This window comes from Shinella sp. BE166, assembly GCF_051201095.1.
GTDB lineage: Bacteria > Pseudomonadota > Alphaproteobacteria > Rhizobiales > Rhizobiaceae > Shinella > Shinella lacus.
In genome coordinates this window covers 314,453-337,234 of record NZ_JBPEHL010000002.1, presented here as the reverse complement: position 1 = coordinate 337,234, position 22,782 = coordinate 314,453, and the positions used below count along the sequence as shown (strand labels likewise).

At 64.7% G+C, this 22,782-nt stretch carries 16 protein-coding genes; 7 read left to right on the top strand and 9 right to left on the bottom strand.

Features of this window, described 5'->3' with window-relative positions:
* Nucleotide 1: 1 nt before the first annotated feature.
* From J2Y63_RS05620 to J2Y63_RS05605, 4 genes are all read left to right on the top strand, one after another.
* Nucleotides 2–577 (top strand): HutD/Ves family protein, encoded by a 576-nt coding sequence (locus J2Y63_RS05620; protein WP_435265284.1) that lies wholly within the window; start codon nt 2–4, stop codon nt 575–577.
* Nucleotides 578–660: 83 nt separating this feature from the next.
* On the top strand, nt 661–1,647 hold the full coding sequence (locus J2Y63_RS05615; protein WP_435265283.1) for an aldo/keto reductase: 987 nt from the start codon (nt 661–663) through the stop codon (nt 1,645–1,647).
* Nucleotides 1,648–1,847: 200 nt separating this feature from the next.
* Complete coding sequence (gene uxuA / locus J2Y63_RS05610; RefSeq protein WP_435265517.1) at nt 1,848–3,032, top strand: mannonate dehydratase; 1,185 nt, start codon at nt 1,848–1,850, stop codon at nt 3,030–3,032.
* Between the two features lie 101 nt (nt 3,033–3,133).
* Complete coding sequence (locus J2Y63_RS05605; protein ID WP_435265282.1) at nt 3,134–3,910, top strand: transporter substrate-binding domain-containing protein; 777 nt, start codon at nt 3,134–3,136, stop codon at nt 3,908–3,910.
* A gap of 203 nt (nt 3,911–4,113) precedes the next feature.
* Here the strand turns inward: J2Y63_RS05605 and J2Y63_RS05600 are convergent, their stop codons facing one another.
* The gene (locus tag J2Y63_RS05600) at nt 4,114–4,419 is read right to left on the bottom strand and encodes a hypothetical protein (RefSeq protein WP_435265281.1); all 306 of its coding nucleotides are present in this window, start codon (nt 4,417–4,419) and stop codon (nt 4,114–4,116) included.
* 99 nt (nt 4,420–4,518) lie between these two features.
* On the opposite strand from J2Y63_RS05600, the gene J2Y63_RS05595 reads away from it, so the two are divergent.
* A complete protein-coding gene (locus J2Y63_RS05595; RefSeq protein ID WP_435265280.1) occupies nt 4,519–5,475 on the top strand; it encodes a LysR family transcriptional regulator in 957 nt (318 codons plus the stop codon).
* Nucleotides 5,476–5,556: 81 nt separating this feature from the next.
* The gene (locus J2Y63_RS05590; protein ID WP_435265279.1) at nt 5,557–6,681 is read left to right on the top strand and encodes an NAD(P)/FAD-dependent oxidoreductase; all 1,125 of its coding nucleotides are present in this window, start codon (nt 5,557–5,559) and stop codon (nt 6,679–6,681) included.
* Nucleotides 6,682–6,717: 36 nt separating this feature from the next.
* Here J2Y63_RS05590 and secD read toward each other — a convergent pair whose 3' ends face one another.
* From secD to J2Y63_RS05570, 4 genes are all read right to left on the bottom strand, one after another.
* Entirely contained in the window at nt 6,718–9,255 is a 2,538-nt protein-coding gene (gene secD / locus J2Y63_RS05585; RefSeq protein WP_256118953.1) for a protein translocase subunit SecD, read from the bottom strand.
* 109 nt (nt 9,256–9,364) lie between these two features.
* Complete coding sequence (locus J2Y63_RS05580; protein ID WP_435265278.1) at nt 9,365–9,787, bottom strand: hypothetical protein; 423 nt, start codon at nt 9,785–9,787, stop codon at nt 9,365–9,367.
* Nucleotides 9,788–9,943: 156 nt separating this feature from the next.
* Nucleotides 9,944–13,414 (bottom strand): AAA family ATPase, encoded by a 3,471-nt coding sequence (locus J2Y63_RS05575; RefSeq protein ID WP_435265277.1) that lies wholly within the window; start codon nt 13,412–13,414, stop codon nt 9,944–9,946.
* A gap of 4 nt (nt 13,415–13,418) precedes the next feature.
* Nucleotides 13,419–14,687 carry a metallophosphoesterase family protein gene (locus J2Y63_RS05570; RefSeq protein ID WP_435265276.1) on the bottom strand — a complete coding sequence of 423 codons (1,269 nt, stop codon included), beginning with the start codon at nt 14,685–14,687 and terminating at the stop codon, nt 13,419–13,421.
* Nucleotides 14,688–14,946: 259 nt separating this feature from the next.
* Between J2Y63_RS05570 and J2Y63_RS05565 the strand changes: the two genes are divergently transcribed.
* Nucleotides 14,947–15,408: a MarR family winged helix-turn-helix transcriptional regulator gene (locus J2Y63_RS05565; protein ID WP_435265275.1), complete on the top strand. Its 462-nt coding sequence runs from the start codon at nt 14,947–14,949 to the stop codon at nt 15,406–15,408.
* A 116-nt stretch (nt 15,409–15,524) separates the two neighbouring features.
* Here the strand turns inward: J2Y63_RS05565 and J2Y63_RS05560 are convergent, their stop codons facing one another.
* The 4 genes from J2Y63_RS05560 to clpX all read right to left on the bottom strand — a co-directional run bounded on the left by J2Y63_RS05560 (nt 15,525) and on the right by clpX (nt 22,608).
* Nucleotides 15,525–17,720, bottom strand: a complete 2,196-nt coding sequence (locus tag J2Y63_RS05560; protein ID WP_435265274.1) for an esterase-like activity of phytase family protein — start codon at nt 17,718–17,720, stop codon at nt 15,525–15,527.
* Between the two features lie 290 nt (nt 17,721–18,010).
* The gene (gene hupB, locus J2Y63_RS05555; protein WP_023516583.1) at nt 18,011–18,286 is read right to left on the bottom strand and encodes a DNA-binding protein HupB; all 276 of its coding nucleotides are present in this window, start codon (nt 18,284–18,286) and stop codon (nt 18,011–18,013) included.
* A 204-nt stretch (nt 18,287–18,490) separates the two neighbouring features.
* On the bottom strand, nt 18,491–20,914 hold the full coding sequence (gene lon, locus J2Y63_RS05550) for an endopeptidase La (protein ID WP_435265273.1): 2,424 nt from the start codon (nt 20,912–20,914) through the stop codon (nt 18,491–18,493).
* Nucleotides 20,915–21,330: 416 nt separating this feature from the next.
* Complete coding sequence (gene clpX / locus J2Y63_RS05545; RefSeq protein ID WP_256118946.1) at nt 21,331–22,608, bottom strand: ATP-dependent Clp protease ATP-binding subunit ClpX; 1,278 nt, start codon at nt 22,606–22,608, stop codon at nt 21,331–21,333.
* Between the last annotated feature and the right edge of the window lie 174 nt (nt 22,609–22,782).

Sequence of the window (22,782 nt, the reverse complement as noted above, 5' to 3'; positions counted from 1 at the left end):
GATGCGGCTTCTCCGCAATGTCGAGCATCGCCGCATGCCGTGGAAAAACGGCGGCGGCGAGACGGTCGAGGTGATCGTCCATCCGGAAGGTCCCGACCTTTCGGAGTTCGGCTGGCGCGTCAGCATGGCGACGGTGGCGAGCGATGGACCGTTCTCCGTCTTCCCCGGCATCGACCGCACGCTGGCGGTGCTGTCCGGGGACGGTATGGCGCTGTCTATCGAGGGTGTCGGCGAGAAGCTGCTGACGCCGGAGACCGCGCCCCTCACCTTCCCGGCCGACGTACCGACCACGGCGCGCCTCACCGGCGGCCCGATCACCGACCTCAACGTCATGACCCGTCGTGGCGTTTTCGGGCACAGGCTGGCGCGGCACGTCGCGGAAGGCTCGCTGGTTCTGGCGGAATCCTCCAGCGAACGCCTGCTGCTGGCGCTCGAACCGCTCGGCGTTTCCACCGCTGACGGCCTCATCGGCCTCCAGCCGCTCGACGCCCTAGTATTCGGTGGCTCTGAGAGTGTCGAGGTGGTCTCGGCCGGCGAAAGTGCGGCCTTCTATCTGGTAGAAATCACTCCGGCCTGAGCCATAGACGGAAGCGATTTCCTTGTCCGCGTTCCAGCGGAATGCTACCTCCCGACACAATCAATGTGTCGGGAGACTTTTTCATGAGACATCGCAAATTCGGCCGCACGGGTTTTACCACCACGGATATCGGCTTCGGCGCCTGGCAGATCGGCGGCGCCTGGGGTGACGTCACCGAAGCGGATGGCCGCGCCGCCCTTCACGCCGCGCTCGACGCCGGCATGAGCTTCATAGATACCGCCGACGTCTACGGCGACGGCCGTTCGGAAAAGATCATTGCCGACGTGCTGAAGGAACGCGGCGGCCAGCGCCCGATGGTGGCCACCAAGGCCGGCCGCCGGCTCTCGCCGCATGTCGCCGACGGCTACAACAAGCAAAACCTCGAAGGCTTCGTCGATCGCAGCCTGAAGAACCTCGGCGTCGAGCGCCTCGATCTCGTGCAGCTGCATTGCCCGCCGACGGAGGTCTACTACCGTCCGGAAGTCTTCCAGGCGCTGGAGGAGATTAAGGCCGCCGGCAAGATCGCCAATTACGGCGTCAGCGTGGAAAAGGTCGAGGAAGCGCTGAAGGCGATCGAGTTCCCGGGCGTCGTCAGCGTGCAGATCATCTACAACATGTTCCGCCAGCGCCCGGCGCAGCTGTTCTTCAAGGAAGCCGCCCGCCGCCACGTCGCGATCATCGCGCGCGTGCCGCTGGCAAGCGGCCTGCTCTCGGGCAAGATCACCCGCGAGACAGCCTTTGCCGCCGATGACCACCGCAACTTCAACCGCCACGGCGAATCCTTCGATGTCGGCGAGACCTTTGCCGGCGTGCCCTTCGAGACCGGCTTGCAGGCCGTCGAGGAAATCCGCGCGCTGGTGCCGGCAGGCACGACCATGGCCGCCTTCGCGCTGCGCTGGATCCTGATGGCGGATGCCGTCAGCGTCGTCATCCCCGGCGCGCGCAATGCCGAGCAGGCGGAGGCGAACGCCCGGGCTGCAAGCCTGCCCGCCATTCCGGAAGACGTGATGGAAGCGACGCGCGAGGTCTACTACCGCCTCGTCGCCCCGCATGTGCACCAGCGCTGGTAGTGATTGCGCGACATCTATGCCGGTCTTCAGGCCGGCATCGGTGACGAAATCCGCCCCGTCAACGCAGGTCGCAAAACCGGAGTCGGAACAGGCGGTTGGTCCGGTTTTCGAAGAGATTGAGTCATCTTCCGGCGCGCCCCTTGCGCACCCCCTGCCCGTGTGATCCAACCCCGGGGTTGGGGTCTGGAGGAATGACGATGATGGAAGAATGTTTTCGCTGGTATGGCCCGAAGGATCCGGTGACCCTCGACCATATCAAGCAGGCCGGCGCTACCGGCATCGTCTCCGCACTCCACCATATCTATGACGGCTCGGCCTGGCCGCTCGACGATATCCTCGCGCACAAAGCGGCGATCGAGGCCGCGGGCCTGACCTGGTCGGTAGTCGAGAGCATTCCGGTGCACAATTCGATCAAGATCGCTGGCCCCGAGCGCAGCAAATATATTGGGGCCTACAAGGATACGATCCGGGCGCTGGCGAAGGCCGGCATCAGGACGATCTGTTATAACTTCATGCCCGTCTGCGACTGGACGCGCACCGACCTGCTCTACCGCATGCCCTCCACCGGCTATGCGCTGCGCTTCGATGCCGTGGATTTCGCAGCCTACGACCTGCTGGTGCTGCGCCGGAAGGATGCGGAGAAGGATTATACGCCCGCGGCCATCCGCACCGCGAAGGACCGGCTGATCTCGCTCAACGACGATCAGGTGGCGACGATCGAGCGCAACCTCATCGCCGGCCTGCCGGCGACCGAGCGCAGCTATGATCGCGACAGTTTTCGTAAGGCGCTGGAAGAATACCAGGGCATCGACGCCGAGGCGTTGCGCGGCAACCTCAAGACCTTCCTGCGCGAGATCGTGCCGGTGGCGGAAGAGGTCGGCGCGCGGCTGTGTATCCACCCGGATGATCCGCCGTTCTCGCTGTTCGGCCTGCCGCGCGTCGTCTCCAACGCCGAGGATGCCCGCGCGATCCTGGCCGCGGCGCCGAGCCCCGCGAACGGCCTCACCTTCTGCACCGGCTCCTATGGGGTTCGCGCCGATAACGACCTGCCGGCCATGGTGCGCGAATTCGGCCCGAACATCCATTTCGCCCACCTGCGCAATGTCACCCGCGAGCCGGACGGCTCCTTCCATGAGGCCGACCATCTCGATGGCTCGACCAACATGGTGGAGGTCGTCGTCGCGCTTCTGGAGGAGCAGGCGCGGCGCAAGGCGGAAGGTCGCGCCGACTGGCGCATCCCCATGCGCCCCGACCACGGCCACCTGCTCGCCGACGATATCGGCAAGGCGCGCATCAACCCCGGCTACTCGCTGATCGGCCGTCTGAAGGGGCTGGCAGAACTGCGCGGCGTCATGCGCGGCATCTCCCGTTTCATAGCCGCGTGAACATAAACTGAAATGATAGCGACTATCAGGGCTATCTATTTCGTTTATGCACGGGGCCGCGCTACCGTTCCCTCGGTCACAATCAGAACAGGGGAACGACCATGAAAAAAATGCTGCTCGCGCTGGCTCTTGCAGGCTCTACCCTGCTTTCCGCCCAGGCTTCTGCGCAAACGCTGAAGATCGGCACGGAAGGCGCCTACCCGCCCTTCAACTTCCAGGATTCCGCCGGCAATCTCGACGGCTTCGACGTGCAGATCGGCCTTGCGCTCTGTGAGAAGATGAAGGTCGAATGCGAAGTCGTCGCGCAGGATTGGGACGGCATCATTCCCGGCCTCGTCGCCAAGAAATATGACATGATCATCGCCTCGATGTTCATCACCGAGGAGCGCAAGAAGCAGGTTTCCTTCACCGACCCCTATTATCTCGCCGCCATGACGCATGCCGCGCCGAAGGGCGCCGGCCTCACCGATTTCACCAATGAGGGCATGAAGGGCAAGACGATCGGCGCCCAGTCCGGCACCACGCAGGCCGATTACGTCGCGGCCGTCTATCCCGATGCCGATATCAAGCTCTATCCGACGCAGGACGAAGTGAACCTCGACATGGCGAACGGCCGCCTCGACCTGCAGGTCGGCGACATGATCCCGCTGCTCGACTGGGTCACCAAGAACGACGACGGCAAGGCCTGCTGCGAGCTGGTCGGCACGCCGATCACCGATCCGAAGTTCGTCGGCGAAGGCGTGGGCATCGCGGTGCGCCAGGACGACAACGATCTGCGCGAGAAGCTGAACGCTGCCCTGAAGGCCATCCGCGAGGACGGCACCTACAAGAAGATCAACGACAAGTATTTTTCCATCGACATCTACACGATGAAATAATGGACTGAGAGTCGGCTTCGGCCGCCTTGGCTTCATGACAAAGTCTGCCCAAACTCTCCTCCGTCATGGTCGGGCCTGACCCGACCATCCACAGCCGCGGGTGCCGCGTGGATCCTCGGGTTAAACCCGAGGATGACGGCAGTGGGCGGGTGATGGTTGTCACCAAAGCGAGGCGGCTTCGGCCGCCTCTTGCATCCACGCGATCAAGGCTCGAAGGAGGTTTGGCTTCCAGCTGCCGAGCCCTCGATGGGCCGGGTGAAAAACGCCTCGCCTTCCGCTTCGTCATCAAGACTGACCAGAAATGGATGGGGATCGAACGCCCGTCTGGGGCGGAATTCCATGCGTGCGTTCACGCCGTCGGCCAGCAAGTCATCGAGATAGGACCCCGCGAGCCCGCTGGTGCTAAACCGTTCCCACATATGGCAATTTCCCCTTCGTTCGACCGGCAAAATGCGCCTGCGGGCTTTTTGGTTCCGGTAAAAACGAGCCATTGCCGTCGAAAAGCGCATGCCGCCGACCAGGGGTAGTCATTTATCCAGCAGGGGTTGTGAAACGGCGCCTTCGCCTCGGCTCTTGCCTTTTGCCACGGCGCCGTCCTAGCTACGTGCATGCCCACAAACCGCCTTGAACGCTTCGCCCACAATCTTGACTGGAACCTGCTGCGCACCTTCGTGGTCGTGGTGGAGGAAGGCAGCATCACGCGGGCGGCGAACCGGCTTTTGCTGCAACAGCCGGCCGTCAGCATGGCGCTGAAGCGGCTGGAACAATCGGTCGGCCACCGGCTGATCGACCGCAGCCCCGGCCGTTTCGAACTGACGGAGGCCGGCGAACGGCTGCATGCGCTTTGCCACGACATTTTTACCGCCATCGTGCGGCTGCCGGAGGCGATGCAGCCCTCCAGCGAAGACATTGCCGGCCATATCACCATCCATTCGGTGAGCCATGCCATGAACCCCGCCTGGGACCGGGCGATCGCCGATTTCTTCCGGCTGCATCCGCGCGTTACCGTGGGCGTGACGGTGGAGACGACGACCGACGTCATCCGCTCGGTGGAGCGCGGCGTGGCGACGCTCGGGCTTTCCGACGGCATCATTCCGGAGGGGCTGGAGAAGGTGCCGTTCTGCTACGAGCGTTATGCGCTCTATTGCGGCCGCGGACACCGGCTGTTCGGGGCGCTGGATGCACGGCTGGAGGACCTGCGCGGCGAACCCTATGTCTCCTTCCTCGCCGACGTGCTGGGCGGGCCGCATATGGGGCCGGTGACGGCCGTGCGCGCCGTCGGCTCCTTCGGGCAGCAGGTGCGCGCGCTTGCCTTCAACGTGGAAGAGGTGCTGCGCCTCGTGGTGGCCAATGCCGGCATCGGCATGCTGCCGGCGCACCTCACCGGCGTGGCCCTGACGGCCGGCGAACTCTGGCAGCTTCCACCCTATGACGACCTGCCGGTGGCCGAAACCTTCCGCATCACCAATCCCGGTTCGGCGCTCAATCCGGCCGAGCGCGCCTTCCTCACCCACATGGCCGATGTGCCGCCATGGCGCTGGGGCGAGCCGCATCAATCCGGCTGATATCCACCTTCACCTCTATAAATTTGAAGAATGCCGAAAGCTTGCTTAGGCCTGTCCCTTGTGAAGACAGTGGAGGCGGCCATGCAGACTTTCGACATCGCAATCATCGGCGGCGGCATTGCCGGCATATCGCTCGCCTATTTCCTGAGCCCGCACCGCTCCGTCGTCGTGCTGGAGCGCGAAGGCGCGCTCGGCTATCACAGCACCGGCCGCTCGGCAGCCGAATTCACGCTGCGCGACAATGCGCCCCTCGTGAACGCGCTCGCCCGCGCCAGCCATGCTTTCCTCACGCAGCCGCCGGAGGGGTTTGCCGCCGTGCCGCTGCTCATCGACCGCGGCAGCATCATCCTCGGCACGGAGGGCAAGGAAGCGCTGCTGCACGCCCGTTTCGAGGCGGCGAAGGCGCTCGGCGTGGCCGTGGAATGGCTTGATACGGCGGCCATGCTCGCCCGCGCGCCAATGCTCGACCCCGAATATGCCACTGCGGCCTATTTCGACCCGGACTACTGGGACATCGAAGTGGACGCGCTGCTGCAGGCCTATGCCCGCCACGCGCGGCGCCACGGTGCCCAGATCCTTGAAGGCCGGTCGTTCGCCGGCGCCCGGCGGGTTGGCGCGAGTTGGCTGATCGAGACCGATGACGAAACGATCGCCGCCGGAACAGTGGTGAATGCGGCCGGCGGCTGGGCCGATACGGTGGCGGGCCTTTGCGGTGTCGCGCCGGCCGACATCGTGCCGCATCGCCGCACGGCAATCACCGTCGACCTGCCCGAGGGCATCGACGCCAGCCGCCTGCCGGAAATCAATGAAGTCGAGGACATCTTCTATTTCAAGCCCGAGGGCCGCCGCCTGCTCGCCTCGCCCGCCGACGAAACGCCCTGCGAACCGGCGGACGTGCAGCCGGAGGAACTCGACGTCGCCTATGCCGCCCACTATGTCGAGGAGGCGACGACCTTGAGCGTGCGCCGCGTCTTCAAGAGCTGGGCCGGCATGCGCAGTTTTTCTCCGGACCGGCTGCCGGTGATCGGACCCGCCAAGGACGAAGCGAGCTTCTTCTGGCTCGCCGGACAGGGCGGATACGGCATCCTCACCTCGCCCGCCCTCGGCAGCCTCGCCGCAGCCCTCCTCACCGGAGAACCGGTGCCCGAGCCGCTGGCCCGCGAGGGCATAACGGCGGAGACCTTCAGTCCTTCCCGCTTCCCCTGAAATGAAACGGGCGCCTCAAGGGCGCCCGTTCCGGTTTCAAGCTTCGGTTGCCGGCGTGGTTGCCGAGCCCGGTGCCCGTGTCGCATCGCGATCCTTCCACCAGCGGCTGAGGAAGAGCAGGATCGGACCGCCGATATAGATCGACGAGGTCGTTGCGACCACGACGCCGAACAACATCGGCCAGGCGAAGGGCTTGACGGTATCGCCACCCCAGATCGCCATCGGCAGCAGCGAGACCGCGACGGCGACGGAGGTGAAGATGCATCGCATGACCACCTGGTTGATCGACAGGTCGATAAGGTCGGAGAACGGCATCGACTTGTACTTGCGCATGTTCTCGCGCATGCGGTCGTACACCACCACCTTGTCGTTGACCGAGTAACCGATCAGCGTCAGCACCGCGGCGATGGCCGTCAGGTTGAAGTCGATCTGCATCAGGGAGAAGAAGCCGATCATCTTGGTGATGTCCAGGATCAGCGTCGCGATGGCGCCCACGGCAAAGTGCCATTCAAAGCGCCACCAGATGTAGATCAGGATCGCCAGCATGCCGAGCGCGACGGCGAGGAAGCCGGAACGCGCAAGCTCCGTGCTGACCGTCGGGCCGACCACTTCCGTGCGCTCGAAGTTCGCATCCGCGATCACCGCCGCAACGCCGTCGCGGACCTGCTGGAGGGCCGCGGACTGCGCCTCTTCGCCGCCCGGCTGACGCTGCACGCGCACGAGCACGGAGGTGCCCTGGCCGAATTCCTGCAGCGCCACTTCGCCGAGGTTCAGGCTCTCCATCTTCTCGCGCACGACGGCGAGGTCGATCGGCGTCTTGGAAGTCGCCTCGACCTGGATGCCGCCGACGAAGTCGATGCCGTAGTTGAGACCCGGCGTGAAGAACAGGATGACCGAGCTTGTCGAGATGAACGCCGACATGGCAATGGCGATGTAGCGGCCGCGCATGAAGGAGAAGGTCGGGATGCTCGGCACCGCGCCGAACATCGAGTGGATGTCGATCTTCTTCATCTTGCTGCGGATGACGACCTCGCGCATCAGCAGGCGCACGAAGGTGATCGAGGTGAACATCGAGATTGCGAGGCCGATGATCATGGTGATGGCGAAGCCGCGCACCGGGCCGGAGCCGAACATGAAGAGCAGGATCATGCCGACCATGGTCGTCATGTTGCCGTCGACGATGGTGGCATAGGCCTTGTTGAAGCCGACATCGAGCGCCTTCATGGCGCCGGCGCCCGCCGCCGTTTCTTCACGGATACGGGCATTGATCAGGATGTTGGCGTCCACCGCCATGCCGATGCCGAGGATGATGCCGGCGATGCCGGGCAAGGTCAGCGTCGAGCCCAGCAGCCCGAGCAAGCCGATCGTCAGGATCGTATGCAGCACGAGGCCGAGGTTTGCGATGAGACCCCAGGAGCCATAGAGCACCTGCATCATGATCACGACGGCAAGAAGGCCGGCAAAGCCGGTGTAGAGGCCCATGCGGATCGAGTCGGAGCCGAGGTTCGGGCCGACGGTGCGCTCCTCGATGATGGTGAGCGGTGCCGGCAGCGCGCCGGAGCGCAGCAGCGCCGAAAGCACGGTCGCTTCCTGCGGGTTGAAGTTGCCGGAAATCTGGCCCTGGCCGCCGATGATCGGCTCGCGGATGACGGGAGCGGTCAGCACCTTGCCGTCGAGGACGATGGCGAAGGGTTTTCCGACATTCGCTTGGGTGATTTCCGCGAACTGGCGGGCACCGGTCGAATCGAAGCTGAACGAGACGATCGGCTCGTTCGTGCGCTGGTCGAAGCCGGCCTTGGCGTCCGCCAGGCGGTCGCCCGAGATCGCCACGCGCTCTTCCACGGCATATTTGCCGGGGTCGTTGGCGCCGGGCAGGATCATCACGCCGCGGGGCGCGACGCTGTTCGGATCCACGGTCTGGTCGACCATGTGGAAGCTCATCTGCGCGGTGGAGCCAAGCAGCTGGCGCAGGCGCGTCGGGTCCTGGAGACCCGGCAGCTGCACGAGGATGCGGTCGCCGCCGACGCGCTGGATGAGCGGTTCGGCAACGCCGACCTGGTCGACGCGGCGACGGATGATTTCAAGGCTTTGCTCGACGGCGGCCGACATGCGCTCGTTGATGCCGGCTTCCGTCAGCGCCACGGTGATGACGGTGCCGGAGGTCTCGACATCGATGTCGGAGGAGCCGGTGCCGAAGCCGAGCGACGTCGTCGGTGCGGCGAGCTTGCGCACTTCCGGCAGGACCTTGTCGAGCGCGGCCTCGTCGGCCAGCGTGATCGTCAGCGTCGTGCCGCTGAGGCGGGCGGCCGAGGCGCGCTCGCCGGCGGTGCGCAGGATGCCGCGCGCATCGTTCAGGAGCACGTCCATGCGCGCCTTGCGAAGTGCTGCGGAATCGACTTCCAGCACGAGATGCGAGCCACCCTTCAGGTCGAGGCCGAGGGTGACGGGCTTGGCGGGCAGAAAGCGCCCGAATGTCGCCTGCTGTTCAGTCGTCAGCACGTTGGGCACGGCCGCGAGCACCCCGAACAGGATGATCACGGTGTACAACAACAATGCCCATTTGGAGGTTTTCATGGGGTTGTTCCACTTAAACTGACGGACGGGCGCGACAGAATCAGTCGGCGCCGTCCGCTGGGATCGGAATTTCAATCGAATGGCGCGGCGTCAGAAACGCCAAAGGGCCTTACGCGGCAAAAGCCGGAGGCGCGCGGCTGCGGAACGCGGCATGGCCGGACAAAGCCGGCGCAGCATCGTCGACAGCAAAGAATGCCCCTGACGAGGCGATTTCAAAAGGATAGAGCAGCAGGCCGGCGCTCGGCACGATCGCCTTGCCGGCCGCATCGCCCTCGGGAAGCCCGGTCTTCGCCTTGGCGACCCGCCGTTCGGCATGGCCGCTCGCCGGAAACCACAGGTCATCGCCGGTCGTGGAGAGCGGCGACGGTGCCACGCCGCCTTCCGCGGCCGCACGCTGCGGGTGGCCTGCGGTGGCGGCGCTCTGCGGCAGCGAGAACTGCGAGAGGAACAGGGTGAAGAGCAGCACGAGGAAGCCTGCGGGCGCAAAACCCCGCTCCCACATGGTCGCTTCTTTTCCGGTCCTGTTCGTCATGCCGTCCGTTTCGTGCCCGTCCGTCTGGTCAACGCGGGGCGCCGTGCAAAGCAGCGGTGCCGATGGTGCGCCAAGAACCACTTACCATCCGCCAAGTCAAGTTGCGAGCCAAGTTCCACGCTTTGACGCTTGTCTGATGGACAGACGTTTCAGCCCTCACAATTCATGGATCACCACATCCGGGCAGGCTTCGCGCGCGAGATCGCGCAGGTGTTGGTGGTGCGTCAGGTAGATCACCTGCCCGCCCGTCGCCATGGCGCCCATCACCTTGAGGGCGTTCAGCGCGCGCCGGTCGTCGAAGGTCTCCATGATGTCGTCGGCGATGAAGGGCACGATCTCGCGGCTGGCGGCGATCTCGTGATACCCCGCGACGCGCAGCGCCAGGTAGAGTTGGAAGCGCGTGCCCTTGGAAAGGTCTTTTGCCAGCTTCGAGCCACCGGCGGCGGCATTGACCACGAGGAACTCGCTGTCCTTCTCCAGGACGGTCGAGAGCCCGGAATATTCGCCGCCCGTGATATCGCGAAAGGTCTTGGAGGCGCGCTCCATCATCGCGCTGCGATGGCGTTCGCGATAGAGCCGCAGCGCCTGCTCGGCGGCGAGAATGCCGGCGCGGGTCGCGAGGTAGCGCCGCGATTTTTCCGCAAGCTCGATCAGCGCCGTGCGCCGCCGCTCCTCCAGCACAGCCGCCTCGTCGCTGCCGGCGATCCTGGCCAGCGCCTCCTCCGCCCGCGCCCGCGCAAGATGATGCTCCTGCACCGCGCGGTCGAGTTCTTCCAGCCGCACCGAAAGATCGCCCTTCTCTGCGGCAAGCTGGTCGTCGTCGACCGCCGAAAGCCACGCCTCCGCCTCGTCGACCGTCCCGGCGCGCATCTGCTGCATGAGATCACGCCCGGCATCCTCGATGCGCCCCAGAATGTCGTCGCGTTTGCGATAGGCTTCGAGCAGCTGATCCGCCTCCGCGAGACTGTCGCAGCCGAGGAAGGCGTAGACTTCGGAAAGCCGCGACGTCAGCACGGCCCGGCGCTCGTCCAGCACCTTCTCCTCGTCATCGAGGCGCAGCAGCGCCTTGTCGATCGCCTCGCGCCGGTCGTGTACCGCCTTCGCGGCAGCGAGCCGCCGGGAAAGGCCGGCCACGGCCGCGAGCGGGTCCTCGGTATCGAACGGCTCGGCAAGCCGCTCGGCAAGGCGGCGCGCGTGGCTGCCGTAATCCTGCTGGTCGCGGCGCATGCCGGTAATTCGGTGATCGAACTCGCGCCGCCGCTCGACATTCTGGGCGAGCGCCTGCAAGGCGGGGAGTGCTGCGGCAAGCCGTTCCGGCTCGGCCGGCGCCAGCTCGGTGGCGAGCCAAGTGCCGGCGATCCCGCGGTCCCAGGTTTCCTGCCATGCCGCCAGGCCCGCGGCGGTTTCCTCCACCGCCTTCCGGCGCGCCTCCGCATCCGTCCTGGCGCGGTCGAGATGCTCCGCGACGGCGAGCCGTTGCGTACGCGCCGACTTCAGCGCCTCCAGCCGGTCTTCCGCAAGGAACAGCGCCTCGTCGAGCGGCGTGCCTGTGGGGATTTCGCTGCCCAGGAGGGCGGAGAGGCGCGCCTGCAGGTCACGTGCGTCATTCTCCACGAGCTCGGCTTCGATGGTCTGCCGCGCGAGATCGCCGAGCTTTTCCAGCGCTACCACGCGCCGCTCCAGCCAGGCCGTCACCTCCGCCAGCGGGGTCTCTTCGGGGAGGTCGAAGCGCCGGGCGAGCGAAGATATCTCTGCTGCGACCACCGCCCTCACCTGCTCCAGACGCTGCGCTTCGCCGCCGAGCGCATCAAGCCGCGCCCCGCCTTCCGCCACCGTGCGTTCAAGCACCCGCAGCTCCGACAGACGGTCGGCGTTGCGCAGGCGTGTCTCGCCGGCGCGGTCATCGTCGTGCATGGCGCGCTCGAACTCGGTGGCGGTGTCGGCGTCGAGGGCGGCACGGTGTCTTTGCCAGGCGGCGTCCCGCATCGTCCGCAGGCGGCCGGCATGCTCCTCCCCAGCAGCGCCGGTCGCCTTTTGAAGCGCATCGAGCGTCGCCCGGGCGGAAGCGACCTCCAGCTCCAGCGCCGCGACCTGCTCCTGCTGCCGGCGCAGGGCCTCGGCCGCCGCGTCGTATCGCTTGCGCAGGGCTTCGAATTCCGAAGGCGCCGGGATAGCCAGACCCTCCAGCGCCTTGGCCGTGCCGGACCACGGCGCCAGACGCGCCATCGCGCCATCGGCGTCCTGCCGGGCGAGAGCGGTCAGCCGCCGGGCCTCGCGGAGACGGGCCAGAAGGTCGCCCGAGCGGGCGGCGCGCAGGATGGCGCCGAGGGTGGCTGCGCGTTCCTCTTCCTTGGCCGCGTCCGCATCGGAAACGGCGCCTGCCTTGCTGCCAAGCGAAGCCAATGTCCGTTCCGCCTCGGTCTGCTCGCGACGGGCCGTTTCGGCGCGTTCGACAAGTGCCGTTCGCCGCGACAGGAGCGCCGCGAGTTTTTCGCCGAGGCCGGGCGGCAGCAGGATGTCCGCCGGCTCCGCATCCGGCGGCAGGCCGAGCGCGGCGATGCTCGCGCCGATCGTGGCGATGACGCGGTCGCGCTCGGCCTCGCGGGCGGAAAGGTCCATCACCGCGGTGCGGAAACGGGCTTCGAGCCCCGAGCCGGCGAGTGCGGCAATATCCGCATCCGCCGCAAGCACGGCCTCGTCTTCCGTCAGCCCGTCGCGCTCATCCTCATAGCGTTCGCGCTCGCCTGCGACGCGCTCGCCGCGCGCGGCGATTTCCGTCGCCTCGCGCGCCAGTTCGTCCGTGAGAGATCGCCAGGTGGCCGGTGGCGACGTGCCGAGATCATAGGCGCCGAGTTCCGTTCGCAGCGCCCGCAGGCGCCGGAGATAGGGCAGCGCGGAGAGGCTGCGCTCGATCAGCGCCAGCGCGGCGCGGGCCTCGGTGCGGGCGGCCGTGGCCTCCTCGTGGTGACGAGTGGCGGTGTCGCGGTCGCGCACCAGCGCGCCGTAGTCGCGGGCCGCAATGTCGAGCGCCTTGCGCTCGGCCGCCAGCGCCTCGATCTCGGCTTTCAGCGTGGAAAGGCCATGTTTGCGGCCGGAGGGGCGGTAGAATTCGTCGGCCTCCGCCTTCAGCGCGGCAAGGCCGGTCGCCATGTCGGAAAGGCCGGAACTCGCGGAAAACAGCATGGAGCCGAGTTCGCCTTCGCTCTTCAGGATGTCCTCGCCACCCTTTTCGATGCTCTCGTCGTCGAGCGAGAACATGGTGCGGTAGGCGTTGCGGTCCATACCGCCGAGCACGCTGGCAAAGAGCGTATCCGGCAGCGGGCGGTCATCGGCGGCGACAAGCGAGGCCTGGTTGCGCTTGAGGCGATAGGCCTCGTGACGTTCGGCGCCGACGGAAAACTGCCCGCCGACGCGCATCAGCGCATAGGGGTGCAGGAAGCCGTAGGTGCTGGTTCGCTCGATGCCGAAGAGCAGGTCGAGATAGGCGGAGAACAGCGTGGACTTGCCGGCCTCGTTGGGGCCGTGCACCAGGTGGAAATCCGGCTTGCCGGGCCGCGCGGCCCCGAAATCGAGGCTGCGATCAGTGAATTTTCCATAGCGGACGAGGTCGAGGCGATCGAGGCGCATGCGCTCACACCCTCCCGTTTTCGCCGCCGAGGCGGGCGATCACGGCATCGGAGCCCTGCAAAGCGAGGTCGAACAGGAGCGCCTCTTCCGCCGCCTCATCCGGTGCCAGCAGGCTGCGCGCCTCCTTCGGTAATTGGCGCAGGATGTCGGCCAGCGTCTCGCGCAGCTCCTCGCGATAGGCATGGTTCTGCACAACGTCCTCATGCATCAGGCGGGACAGTTCCGTGAGCGGGCCGGCATCGGCACCGGCGGTCGCGAGCGGCACGGAAACGGCGAGCTCCACCGCCTCGATCCAGCATTCGCCAAGCGAGGACGCGAGGTTCTGCAATTCGGCGGTAAGCAGGTCCTCGTCCCGGCGCAGGCGCCAGGCGAGCGGCGTGGCGCCCGTGAGCGTCAGGCGGGCAACGACATGAGCGCCCTCTGCGGCCGCCCTCGCCTCTCCCAGCACGGTCTCAACGCGGTCGAGCATGCCGGGCCACTCGTCGATGCCGGTGAGATCGACGGACAGCCGTTCGAAGACCGCGACGGCCACCCGGTATTCCTCGCAGGTGATCGTGCCATCCTCGGCGATCGTCGCGAGTGTCACGCCCTTCGGCCCGCCCTCATTGATGTCGCGGCCCTGCGGATTGCCGGGCATGACGATCCACGGCTTTTCCAGATGCACCCGGCGCTGGTGGATATGGCCGAGCGCCCAATAGTCGAAACCGTGCGCGGAAAGATCGGCGATGCCAACCGGGGCGTAGGGATCGTGGCGGCTGGCACCGGCGAGGCTGGTGTGCATGAGGCCGATATTGACGGCATCCGGCACCGGCGCGCGAAAGGTCGGCAGCAAGGAGGCTGGCGCGTGCGGCTGGGCGAAGCTGACGCCGTGCACATGGATTTCGCGGCCGCTTGCGAGCGCGCCGGCCTTCACCGGCTTTCCGCGGCCGTCGAAGACGTGCACGTTAGGCGGGAAGGTCAGTTCGCGGGTGATCTGCGACTGCGCATCGTGATTGCCGCGGATGAGGAAGACGCCGATGCCGGCCGCCTCCAGCCGCCGCATCTGCCCCATCAGGAACAGCGCCGTCGCCATGGAGGTCTGCGAGCCGTCATAGAGGTCACCGGCGACGATGACGGCATCGACACGTTCGGAAATGGCAAGGTCGACGATGCGCTCCAGCGCCTTGCGCGTCGCACCGCGCACGAGATCGCCGAGGTCGGCATTGCGCAGCGCGAGCGAGGTGAGCGGCGAATCGAGATGAAGGTCGGCCGTGTGAATGAAGCGAAAAGGCATGGCCGGACAATCGCCTCAGCCCTCTTTCGGGTCAATGCTTGCAGCAACGCGGGCCGGGTTATGCAGGAAAGAAATCACCCTCCCCTGAAAAAGCCAGAGAAGAGAAGCGAAAAACGCATGTTGCCTGACCGTTCGCATTTACAGTCATCGTTCAATATCTATGATCAAATTATCCGAAAAACTTCACGATCATTTGACATGGTCCCTCATAATACCTATATTCCACCTCATGACTAGCACGATAGAAATCTCCCAGGGCATGTTCAAACTCTACCATCAGGTCAGCCGCCTGGTGAACGAGTGCATGATGGATGAAGGCGTGTCGCTCGCCCGCAGCAAGTTCCTGCTTTTGCTGGAATGTCAGGGGCCGCAGCGCTCGACGGACATCGCCTGCGCGCTCGGTTTCGCACCGCGCACGGTGACGGAAGCCATCGACGGGCTCGAGCGTGACAAGCTCGTCAAGCGCGAGCCGGACCCGAAGGACCGCCGCGCCAAGATCGTCTCCATTACGGATATGGGCCGCACCGTCATTTCGGCCGCCCAGCAGCCGCAGCACAAGATGATCGAGGCGATCTTCGCAGTTCTCACGGAAGAGCAGAAGCAGCAGCTGAAGGAAATCATCCGCTGCCTCAGCGAGAAGACCGATGAGTTGCAGCGCGGCCGGGACCAGCACGAGGCCGGCGACACTCCGCCCATCCGCCCCTTGCAGGCCGTCGGCTAAGCCGGACGGCAACCAAACCGAAAAGGCCGGGATCGCGAGATCCCGGCCTTTTCGTTTGCCCTTTCAGGCAGGGTCCAGCGCCTCCCCCGCACGAGGAGGCACCGGAAATCCGCTTCTTACATGGCGTTCATCGGGCCGATGCCGAAGAACAGCGTCTCGCCGGAGGAGTCGTCGACGCCGTCATTGTCCGTCACGACGTAGCCGTTGCCGGCGGCGTCGATGGTGAAGCCTTCGACCTTGTCGACGACGTAGCCGTTGGTGGCACCCTTCAGGTCGGGGATGAGGTCACGAACCTCTTCCTTCTTGACGACCGGCAGTTCGCCGCCGATCTTGCCCGGCTTCAGGTCGGCGAGCGCCACGCGGTAGAGCTTCTTCAGCTTGGCGGCCTGGCCGATCTGGTTGTCGCGCTCGATGATGTAAGCGTAGTCGCCGTTCGCCGTGATTTCGGAAAGGCCGACCCAGCCGGCTTCCGTCGTTTCGAGCGGGTAGCGCACGGCGCCCCACTCCTTCGACGAGGGCTTGTAGGAGACGAGCTTCACAAAGCCCTTCTCGTCATCACCCCATTCGCGCTGCACGGCCATCCAGAGCGTCAGGTCATCGCCTTCGCCGACGCTGGTGATGCCTTCGAAGCCGAAACGCTTCTCGCCGGCGCGCAGCTCGGCGGGGATGGCGATTTCCTTCTCGATGGCGCCCTTCTCGTTCACGTGGATGATCGCGTGGCTGTAGAGCTTGTCGGCATCGCCCTCGGAAGCGAGCCAGAAGCCGCCTTCATGATCCGGCACCAGGCCTTCGATGTCGAGCTTCTGGGCGGCAGCGCCGGCGCGCGTGATGCGCAGAGCATCGGTGATCTTGGCCGGCTTCGCGGTGGCGTCGATCGTGAAGATCGTCGGCTGCGAGGCGTAGACCGAGTCGTTGACGGCGTAGAGATGGCCAGCCTGGTCCTTGACCGGAGCGAGACCCGAGAGAGCGCCGAAGCCGATCAGTTCGCCGTCCTTTTCGGTGGAGACGATCTGCGGATACGCTGCTTCGCCTTCCGCACGCTCGAAGATCATGACGTGCGAGCGGGCAAGGCCGTCCTCGACGAGGTCGGTTTCGTTGGCGGTCACGAAGAGGTTGCGGCTCGGAATGGCGACGGCGCCTTCCGGACCGATGCCCGACGGCAGCAGCTGGAGAAGCTCGGGCTCGGCACCGGTGTCCTTGTAGACGCCGACGATCGAGGCGCGCTCGGCCAGCACGAAGAACAGGTTGTCGTCGCCGAACTTGGCGGCTTCCATGCCTTCCGGCTCGACGCCCTTCTTGTTGCGCGCATCCGGATAGTGGGCGATCTTGGCGATTTCGCGCTCGAAGGCCGCGCCGTTCTCGTAGAGAACCTTGCCGGTCTTGTCGAAGATGGTGAAGCCGCGTGCGCCACCCTTCCAGTCGCCTTCATTGGCAACGACGAAGCGGTTGTCGTCCAGCCACTTCACGGCGTCGGGCTCGCGGGCGACGTCCTTCATCTCGCCGGTGAACTTGAGGGCGCCGTCCTTCTTGGTGTCGATGCCTTCCAGGTTGACCGTGCCGGCGGTGAAGTGGGACTTCACGGTACCGGTCTTGCCGTCGATGATGACGATGTAATTGTTTTCCTGGAGCGTGAGGGCAATCTCGTCCAGGCCATTGAAGGCGACGAATTCCGGCTCCGGATCGTCACCGGCGACGTCGGCCAAGCCGGTCAGCGTGACATGCTTGATCGAACCGCAGTCGACGACGCCGTCCTTCAGCGACAGTATGACGAGATCGCCGGCCGGCATCTGCGGGATGTCGCCGTCATTGACCTCTTCATCGCGCTCGTTCTCGATGGCGATCGCGGCGATCGTCTTGTCCTTGTTGAGCGCGATCGAGTCCGGCTGACCGCCGAGGTCGCAGGTCGTGTCGATGGCCTTCGAAGCGATGTCGACCTGGGCGAGGATGCCCGACGGCTTGACGAAGCTTTCTCGGGTGTTGATGGCGACGAGCGCCTTTCCGCCGGCGAACGTGACGGAGGTCGGCTCGCCTTCGAAGGCGACCGTGCCGCCGGCCTTCGGGGCCTTTGCATCGGTGATGTCGATGAAGCCGATCGCCTTGTTCGGGCTGTCGGAATAGACGAGCATGTTGCCATCTTCAGACGCACTGATGATTTCCGAAGAGGTCGGCGTCGCCTTGTCCTTGCCTTCCGGCAGGTTGTCGGCAACGGCAAAGGATGCAATGCGATTGAATACAGGCTCGGCGCTAGCGGCAGAAGCTACCGATGCGGCGAGGACGGCTGCGAGCGCAGCAGTGATCGAACGGGTTTTCATGAAATCCTCCGGGATCCGGTCAAAAGGAACCCGGCGGTTCTGAGGCTTTCGTGTTACAGGCCGATGACAATTCGACGACGGCTGCACGCCTCCACCCGGAAATAAAAAGGGGCCCGGAAGAACCGGGCCCCGACCCTGAAACTCAGGATTGGCGGCGGAGTGGATAACCGCTCTCTGCCCTGCAGCGCCAAGCGCCCCGAAGGACGCGCCCCGGGCGCAGCAGAACTGTGGATGCCGCATCATGCCTTCCCGCACCTGTTTGGATGCGAGGATCATGCAGCGGCATCGGATCAGCCGTTAACGGCGTCCTTCAGCCCCTTGCCGGCCGAGAACTTCGGCACGTTGCGTGCCGGGATCTCGATCTCGGCGCCAGTCGAAAGGTTGCGGCCCTTCGAAGCTTCACGACGCGATACGGAGAAATTGCCGAAACCGACCAGACGAACGTCGCCGCCGTTCTTGAGTTCGCCCTGGATCGTCTCGAAAACGGCGTCGACAGCAGATGCTGCGTCCGTCTTGGACAGGCCCGACTTCTCAGCCACTGCGGATACGAGTTCATTCTTGTTCATGTTTCCACCCCTTTCTTACGGTTTGAAACGACTCATACAAGTCGGGGGCAGAATACGCATCGCCCCTCGCCTCGCAAGAAAATTTCGTCGCAATCCCCTGAGAATCCGGGGTTTACACACGCTTTTCAACGAAAAAGACCGGCCCGCGGGCCGGTCTTTCCAGTTTCGCGCCAAAATACCGGATGCTTCACCCGGCGTTAAGGCTCAGTGCGCGATGGCGCCGAGGCCGTCTTCAGTCGATTCGACAGCCGGAACCTTGGTATCCTCGACGGTCCCGTCCCACTCGATCGGCTCAGGCCGGCGCACGAGCGCATGCTTGATCACCTCGCCCATGCGGGAGACCGGAACGATCTCCATGTTGTTCTTCACGTTGTCCGGAATGTCGGCCAGGTCCTTGGCGTTCTCTTCCGGGATCAGCACCTTCTTGATGCCGCCGCGAAGCGCTGCGAGCAGCTTTTCCTTCAAGCCGCCGATCGGGAGCACCCGGCCGCGTAGCGTCACCTCGCCCGTCATCGCGATATCCTTCGAGACCGGGATGCCGGTCATGATGGAAACGATGGCGGTCGCCATGGCGATACCGGCCGATGGGCCGTCCTTGGGCGTCGCACCTTCCGGCACGTGCACGTGGATGTCGGTCTTGTCGAAGCGCGGCGGCTCGATGCCGAAATCGACGGCGCGCGAGCGGACGTAGGACGCCGCCGCCGAGATCGATTCCTTCATCACGTCCTTCAGGTTGCCGGTCACTGTCATGCGGCCCTTGCCACCGGGAAGGCTGACGCCTTCGATGGTGAGGAGTTCGCCGCCGACTTCCGTCCAGGCAAGACCCGTAACGACGCCGACCTGGTCCTCGCCTTCGGCTTCGCCGTGGCGGAAGCGCGGAACGCCGAGGAAGTCGTGGATGTTCTCCGCCGTGACCTCGACCCTCGCCGACTTGCCCTTGATGATCTCGGTGACCGCCTTGCGGCCGAGCTTCATCAGTTCGCGTTCCAGGTTACGCACACCCGCCTCGCGGGTGTACTGCTGGACGACCGCCATCAGCGCGCCGTCGGTAACCGAAAATTCCTTCGGCTGCAGCGCGTGGTCGCGGATCGCCTTGGGCAGCAGGTGCCGCTTGGCGATTTCCAGCTTTTCCTCTTCCGTGTAGCCTGCGATGCGGATCACTTCCATGCGGTCCATCAGGGGTGCTGGAATGTTCAGCGTGTTCGCCGTCGTCACGAACATGACGTTGGACAGGTCGTATTCGACTTCCAGGTAGTGGTCCATGAAGGTCGAGTTCTGTTCCGGATCGAGCACCTCGAGCAGAGCCGAAGACGGGTCGCCACGGAAATCCATGCCCATCTTGTCGATTTCGTCGAGCAGGAAGAGCGGGTTGGACTTCTTCGCCTTCTTCATCGACTGGATGACCTTGCCGGGCATCGAGCCGATATAGGTGCGGCGGTGACCGCGGATCTCGGCCTCGTCACGCACGCCGCCGAGCGCCATGCGGATGTATTCGCGGCCGGTCGCCTTGGCGATCGATTTCGCAAGCGAGGTCTTGCCGACGCCCGGAGGGCCGACGAGGCACAGGATCGGGCCTTTGATCTTGGCCGAACGCGCCTGCACGGCGAGATATTCGACGATGCGCTCCTTGACCTTGTCAAGCCCGAAATGATCCTCGTCGAGGATCTTTTCCGCGGCATTGAGGTCGGTCTTGATCTTCGACTTCTTGTTCCACGGAATGCCGGTCAGCCAGTCGAGATAGTTGCGCACGACGGTGGCTTCCGCCGACATCGGGCTCATCTGGCGCAGCTTCTTCATCTCGGCATCCGCCTTCTCGCGGGCCTCCTTGGAGAGCTTGGCCTTGGCGATCTTTTCCTCCAGTTCGGCCATCTCGTCGCGGCCGTCCTCGCCGTCGCCTAGCTCCTTCTGGATCGCCTTCATCTGCTCGTTCAGGTAATATTCGCGCTGAGTCTTCTCCATCTGGCGCTTGACGCGCGAGCGGATGCGCTTTTCAACCTGAAGAACCGAGATCTCGCCTTCCATGAAGCCGAGCGCCTTTTCAAGCCGCAGCTTGACGCTCGTCGTCTCCAGCATTTCCTGCTTTTCGACGATCTTGATGGAGAGGTGCGAGGCGACGGTATCGGCGAGCTTCGAGTAATCCTCGATCTGGCTCGCGGCGCCGACGACTTCGGGCGAAATCTTCTTGTTGAGCTTCACGTAGTTCTCGAACTCGGAGACGACCGAGCGCGACAGCGCTTCGATCTCGACCGGGTCCTCGTCGGGCTCGACCAGCACATGGGCCATCGCCTCGTAGAACTCTTCGCGTTCGGTGTAGCCGTCGATTTCAGCGCGCGCACGGCCTTCGACCAGCACCTTGACGGTGCCGTCGGGCAGTTTCAGCAGCTGGAGCACGTTGGCGACGGTGCCGATGCGGTAAATAGCGTCGACTTCCGGATCGTCGTCGGAGGCGTTGATCTGGGTGGCAAGCATGATCTGCTTGTCGGTGCCCATCACCTCTTCGAGCGCGCGGATCGACTTCTCGCGGCCGACGAACAACGGAACGATCATGTGCGGGAACACCACGATGTCGCGCAGGGGCAGGACCGGGAAGGCCGTCGATTCGTGCGGCGCAGACGTCTTTTTCGTCATGTCATTTCCTTTCAAACGTCCCGTTTCCGGGAACCGGTCCAATCGGCGCTTGGGGGCGCCGGGCCGGCGTTCTTTTCCATCCACAAGTGGCGTTCGGTTAACGCTTTTTCAAGCCCGGCTACGGAGTGCCCCACCCCGCACCAGGCCAGACGAACCAACGGAAGGAAGTGTAGTCTTCCGCGCTGTCGCGGAACTTGCGGCCTTCCCCCGGCAATGCGCCGGAGCATACGCGAGATACAGAATCAAAGTCTTTCATATTCGCTTGGCCCGCGACGTTTCGCAACGTCTTATAAGGCCGGCAGGCACTACATCATGCCCCGTCCGGGGCCTAGCGACCAGTCACGAAATGTCACGAGTTGACCCGGAAACGAAAAGACCCGCCGTGGCGGGTCTTTCCTCTCAGTGATGTGCGTCGATCAGGCCGAGACGTTGGCCTTCTCGTCGGAGCGCTCCGAGTAGATGTAGAGCGGACGGGCCGAACCCTTGACCACCTCGTCGGAGATGACCACCTCGCGCACGCCTTCCAGCGTGGGCAGTTCGAACATCGTGTCGAGCAGGATCTTCTCCATGATCGAGCGCAGGCCGCGGGCACCGGTCTTGCGCACGATCGCCTTCTTGGCGATCTCGCGCAGCGCATCCTCGTGGAAGGTCAGTTCGACGTCTTCCATCTCGAACAGGCGCTGGTACTGCTTGATCAGCGCGTTCTTCGGCTCGGACAGGATCTGGATCAGCGCATCCTCGTCGAGGTCTTCCAGCGTCGCCAGGACCGGCAGACGGCCGATGAATTCCGGGATGAGGCCGAACTTCACCAGATCTTCCGGCTCCAGTTCACGCAGAACCTCGCCGACGCGGCGATCTTCCGGCGAGCGCACCGTCGCGCCGAAGCCGATCGAGGTCTTCTCGCCACGGGCGGAGATGATCTTGTCGAGGCCAGCAAATGCGCCGCCGCAGATGAACAGGATGTTCGTCGTGTCGACCTGCAGGAATTCCTGCTGCGGATGCTTGCGGCCGCCCTGCGGGGGAACCGAGGCAACCGTGCCTTCCATGATCTTCAGAAGCGCCTGCTGCACGCCCTCGCCCGAAACGTCACGGGTGATGGACGGGTTGTCGGACTTGCGCGAGATCTTGTCGACTTCGTCGATATAGACGATGCCGCGCTGCGCACGCTCGACATTGTAGTCGGCCGCCTGAAGAAGCTTCAGGATGATGTTTTCCACGTCCTCGCCGACGTAACCGGCTTCGGTCAGCGTCGTGGCGTCGGCCATGGTGAAAGGCACGTCGATGATGCGGGCGAGCGTCTGGGCGAGATAGGTTTTGCCGCAGCCCGTGGGGCCGACCAGCATGATGTTCGACTTCGCCAGTTCCACGTCCGAGCCCTTGGCGGCATGCGCCAGGCGCTTGTAGTGGTTGTGCACCGCCACCGACAGGATGCGTTTGGCCTGCTGCTGGCCGATGACATATTCGTCGAGGACCTTGATGATGTCCTGGGGCGTCGGAACGCCGTCACGGGACTTGACCATCGAGGTCTTGTTCTCTTCGCGGATGATGTCCATGCACAATTCGACGCATTCATCGCAGATGAAGACGGTCGGTCCGGCAATCAGCTTGCGGACTTCGTGCTGGCTCTTTCCGCAGAAAGAGCAATACAGGGTATTCTTAGAGTCGCCGCCGTTGCTGCCGCTGACCTTGCTCATATCACTTTCCTTCCAGCACGCCGTTCATCTCCCGGAAGATGGCCGGACCACTCACACCGCCTTGCCGGAAGCGCTTTCGCGTCCTCCAAAGGCTCCAGGGGCACTGACCGGGCCGGGCGCAAGCCCGCCAACCGGTCGCAACGCATTCCCCGTTTAAACACCGAATGCTAAGCT

Excerpts from the sequence above, each read along its gene's own strand:
- J2Y63_RS05615 (WP_435265283.1), top strand. The coding sequence starts at position 661 with ATGAGACATCGCAAATTCGGCCGCACGGGTTTTACCACCACGGATATC.
- J2Y63_RS05560 (WP_435265274.1), bottom strand. The coding sequence starts at position 17,720 with ATGAAAACCCGTTCGATCACTGCTGCGCTCGCAGCCGTCCTCGCCGCA.
- J2Y63_RS05595 (WP_435265280.1), top strand. The coding sequence starts at position 4,519 with ATGCCCACAAACCGCCTTGAACGCTTCGCCCACAATCTTGACTGGAAC.
- J2Y63_RS05605 (WP_435265282.1), top strand. The coding sequence starts at position 3,134 with ATGAAAAAAATGCTGCTCGCGCTGGCTCTTGCAGGCTCTACCCTGCTT.
- uxuA (WP_435265517.1), top strand. The coding sequence starts at position 1,848 with ATGGAAGAATGTTTTCGCTGGTATGGCCCGAAGGATCCGGTGACCCTC.
- secD (WP_256118953.1), bottom strand. The coding sequence starts at position 9,255 with ATGAAAACCTCCAAATGGGCATTGTTGTTGTACACCGTGATCATCCTG.
- J2Y63_RS05620 (WP_435265284.1), top strand. The coding sequence starts at position 2 with ATGCGGCTTCTCCGCAATGTCGAGCATCGCCGCATGCCGTGGAAAAAC.
- lon (WP_435265273.1), bottom strand. The coding sequence starts at position 20,914 with ATGACGAAAAAGACGTCTGCGCCGCACGAATCGACGGCCTTCCCGGTC.
- clpX (WP_256118946.1), bottom strand. The coding sequence starts at position 22,608 with ATGAGCAAGGTCAGCGGCAGCAACGGCGGCGACTCTAAGAATACCCTG.
- J2Y63_RS05590 (WP_435265279.1), top strand. The coding sequence starts at position 5,557 with ATGCAGACTTTCGACATCGCAATCATCGGCGGCGGCATTGCCGGCATA.
- J2Y63_RS05600 (WP_435265281.1), bottom strand. The coding sequence starts at position 4,419 with ATGCGCTTTTCGACGGCAATGGCTCGTTTTTACCGGAACCAAAAAGCC.
- J2Y63_RS05570 (WP_435265276.1), bottom strand. The coding sequence starts at position 14,687 with ATGCCTTTTCGCTTCATTCACACGGCCGACCTTCATCTCGATTCGCCG.
- hupB (WP_023516583.1), bottom strand. The coding sequence starts at position 18,286 with ATGAACAAGAATGAACTCGTATCCGCAGTGGCTGAGAAGTCGGGCCTG.
- J2Y63_RS05575 (WP_435265277.1), bottom strand. The coding sequence starts at position 13,414 with ATGCGCCTCGATCGCCTCGACCTCGTCCGCTATGGAAAATTCACTGAT.
- J2Y63_RS05580 (WP_435265278.1), bottom strand. The coding sequence starts at position 9,787 with ATGACGAACAGGACCGGAAAAGAAGCGACCATGTGGGAGCGGGGTTTT.
- J2Y63_RS05565 (WP_435265275.1), top strand. The coding sequence starts at position 14,947 with ATGTTCAAACTCTACCATCAGGTCAGCCGCCTGGTGAACGAGTGCATG.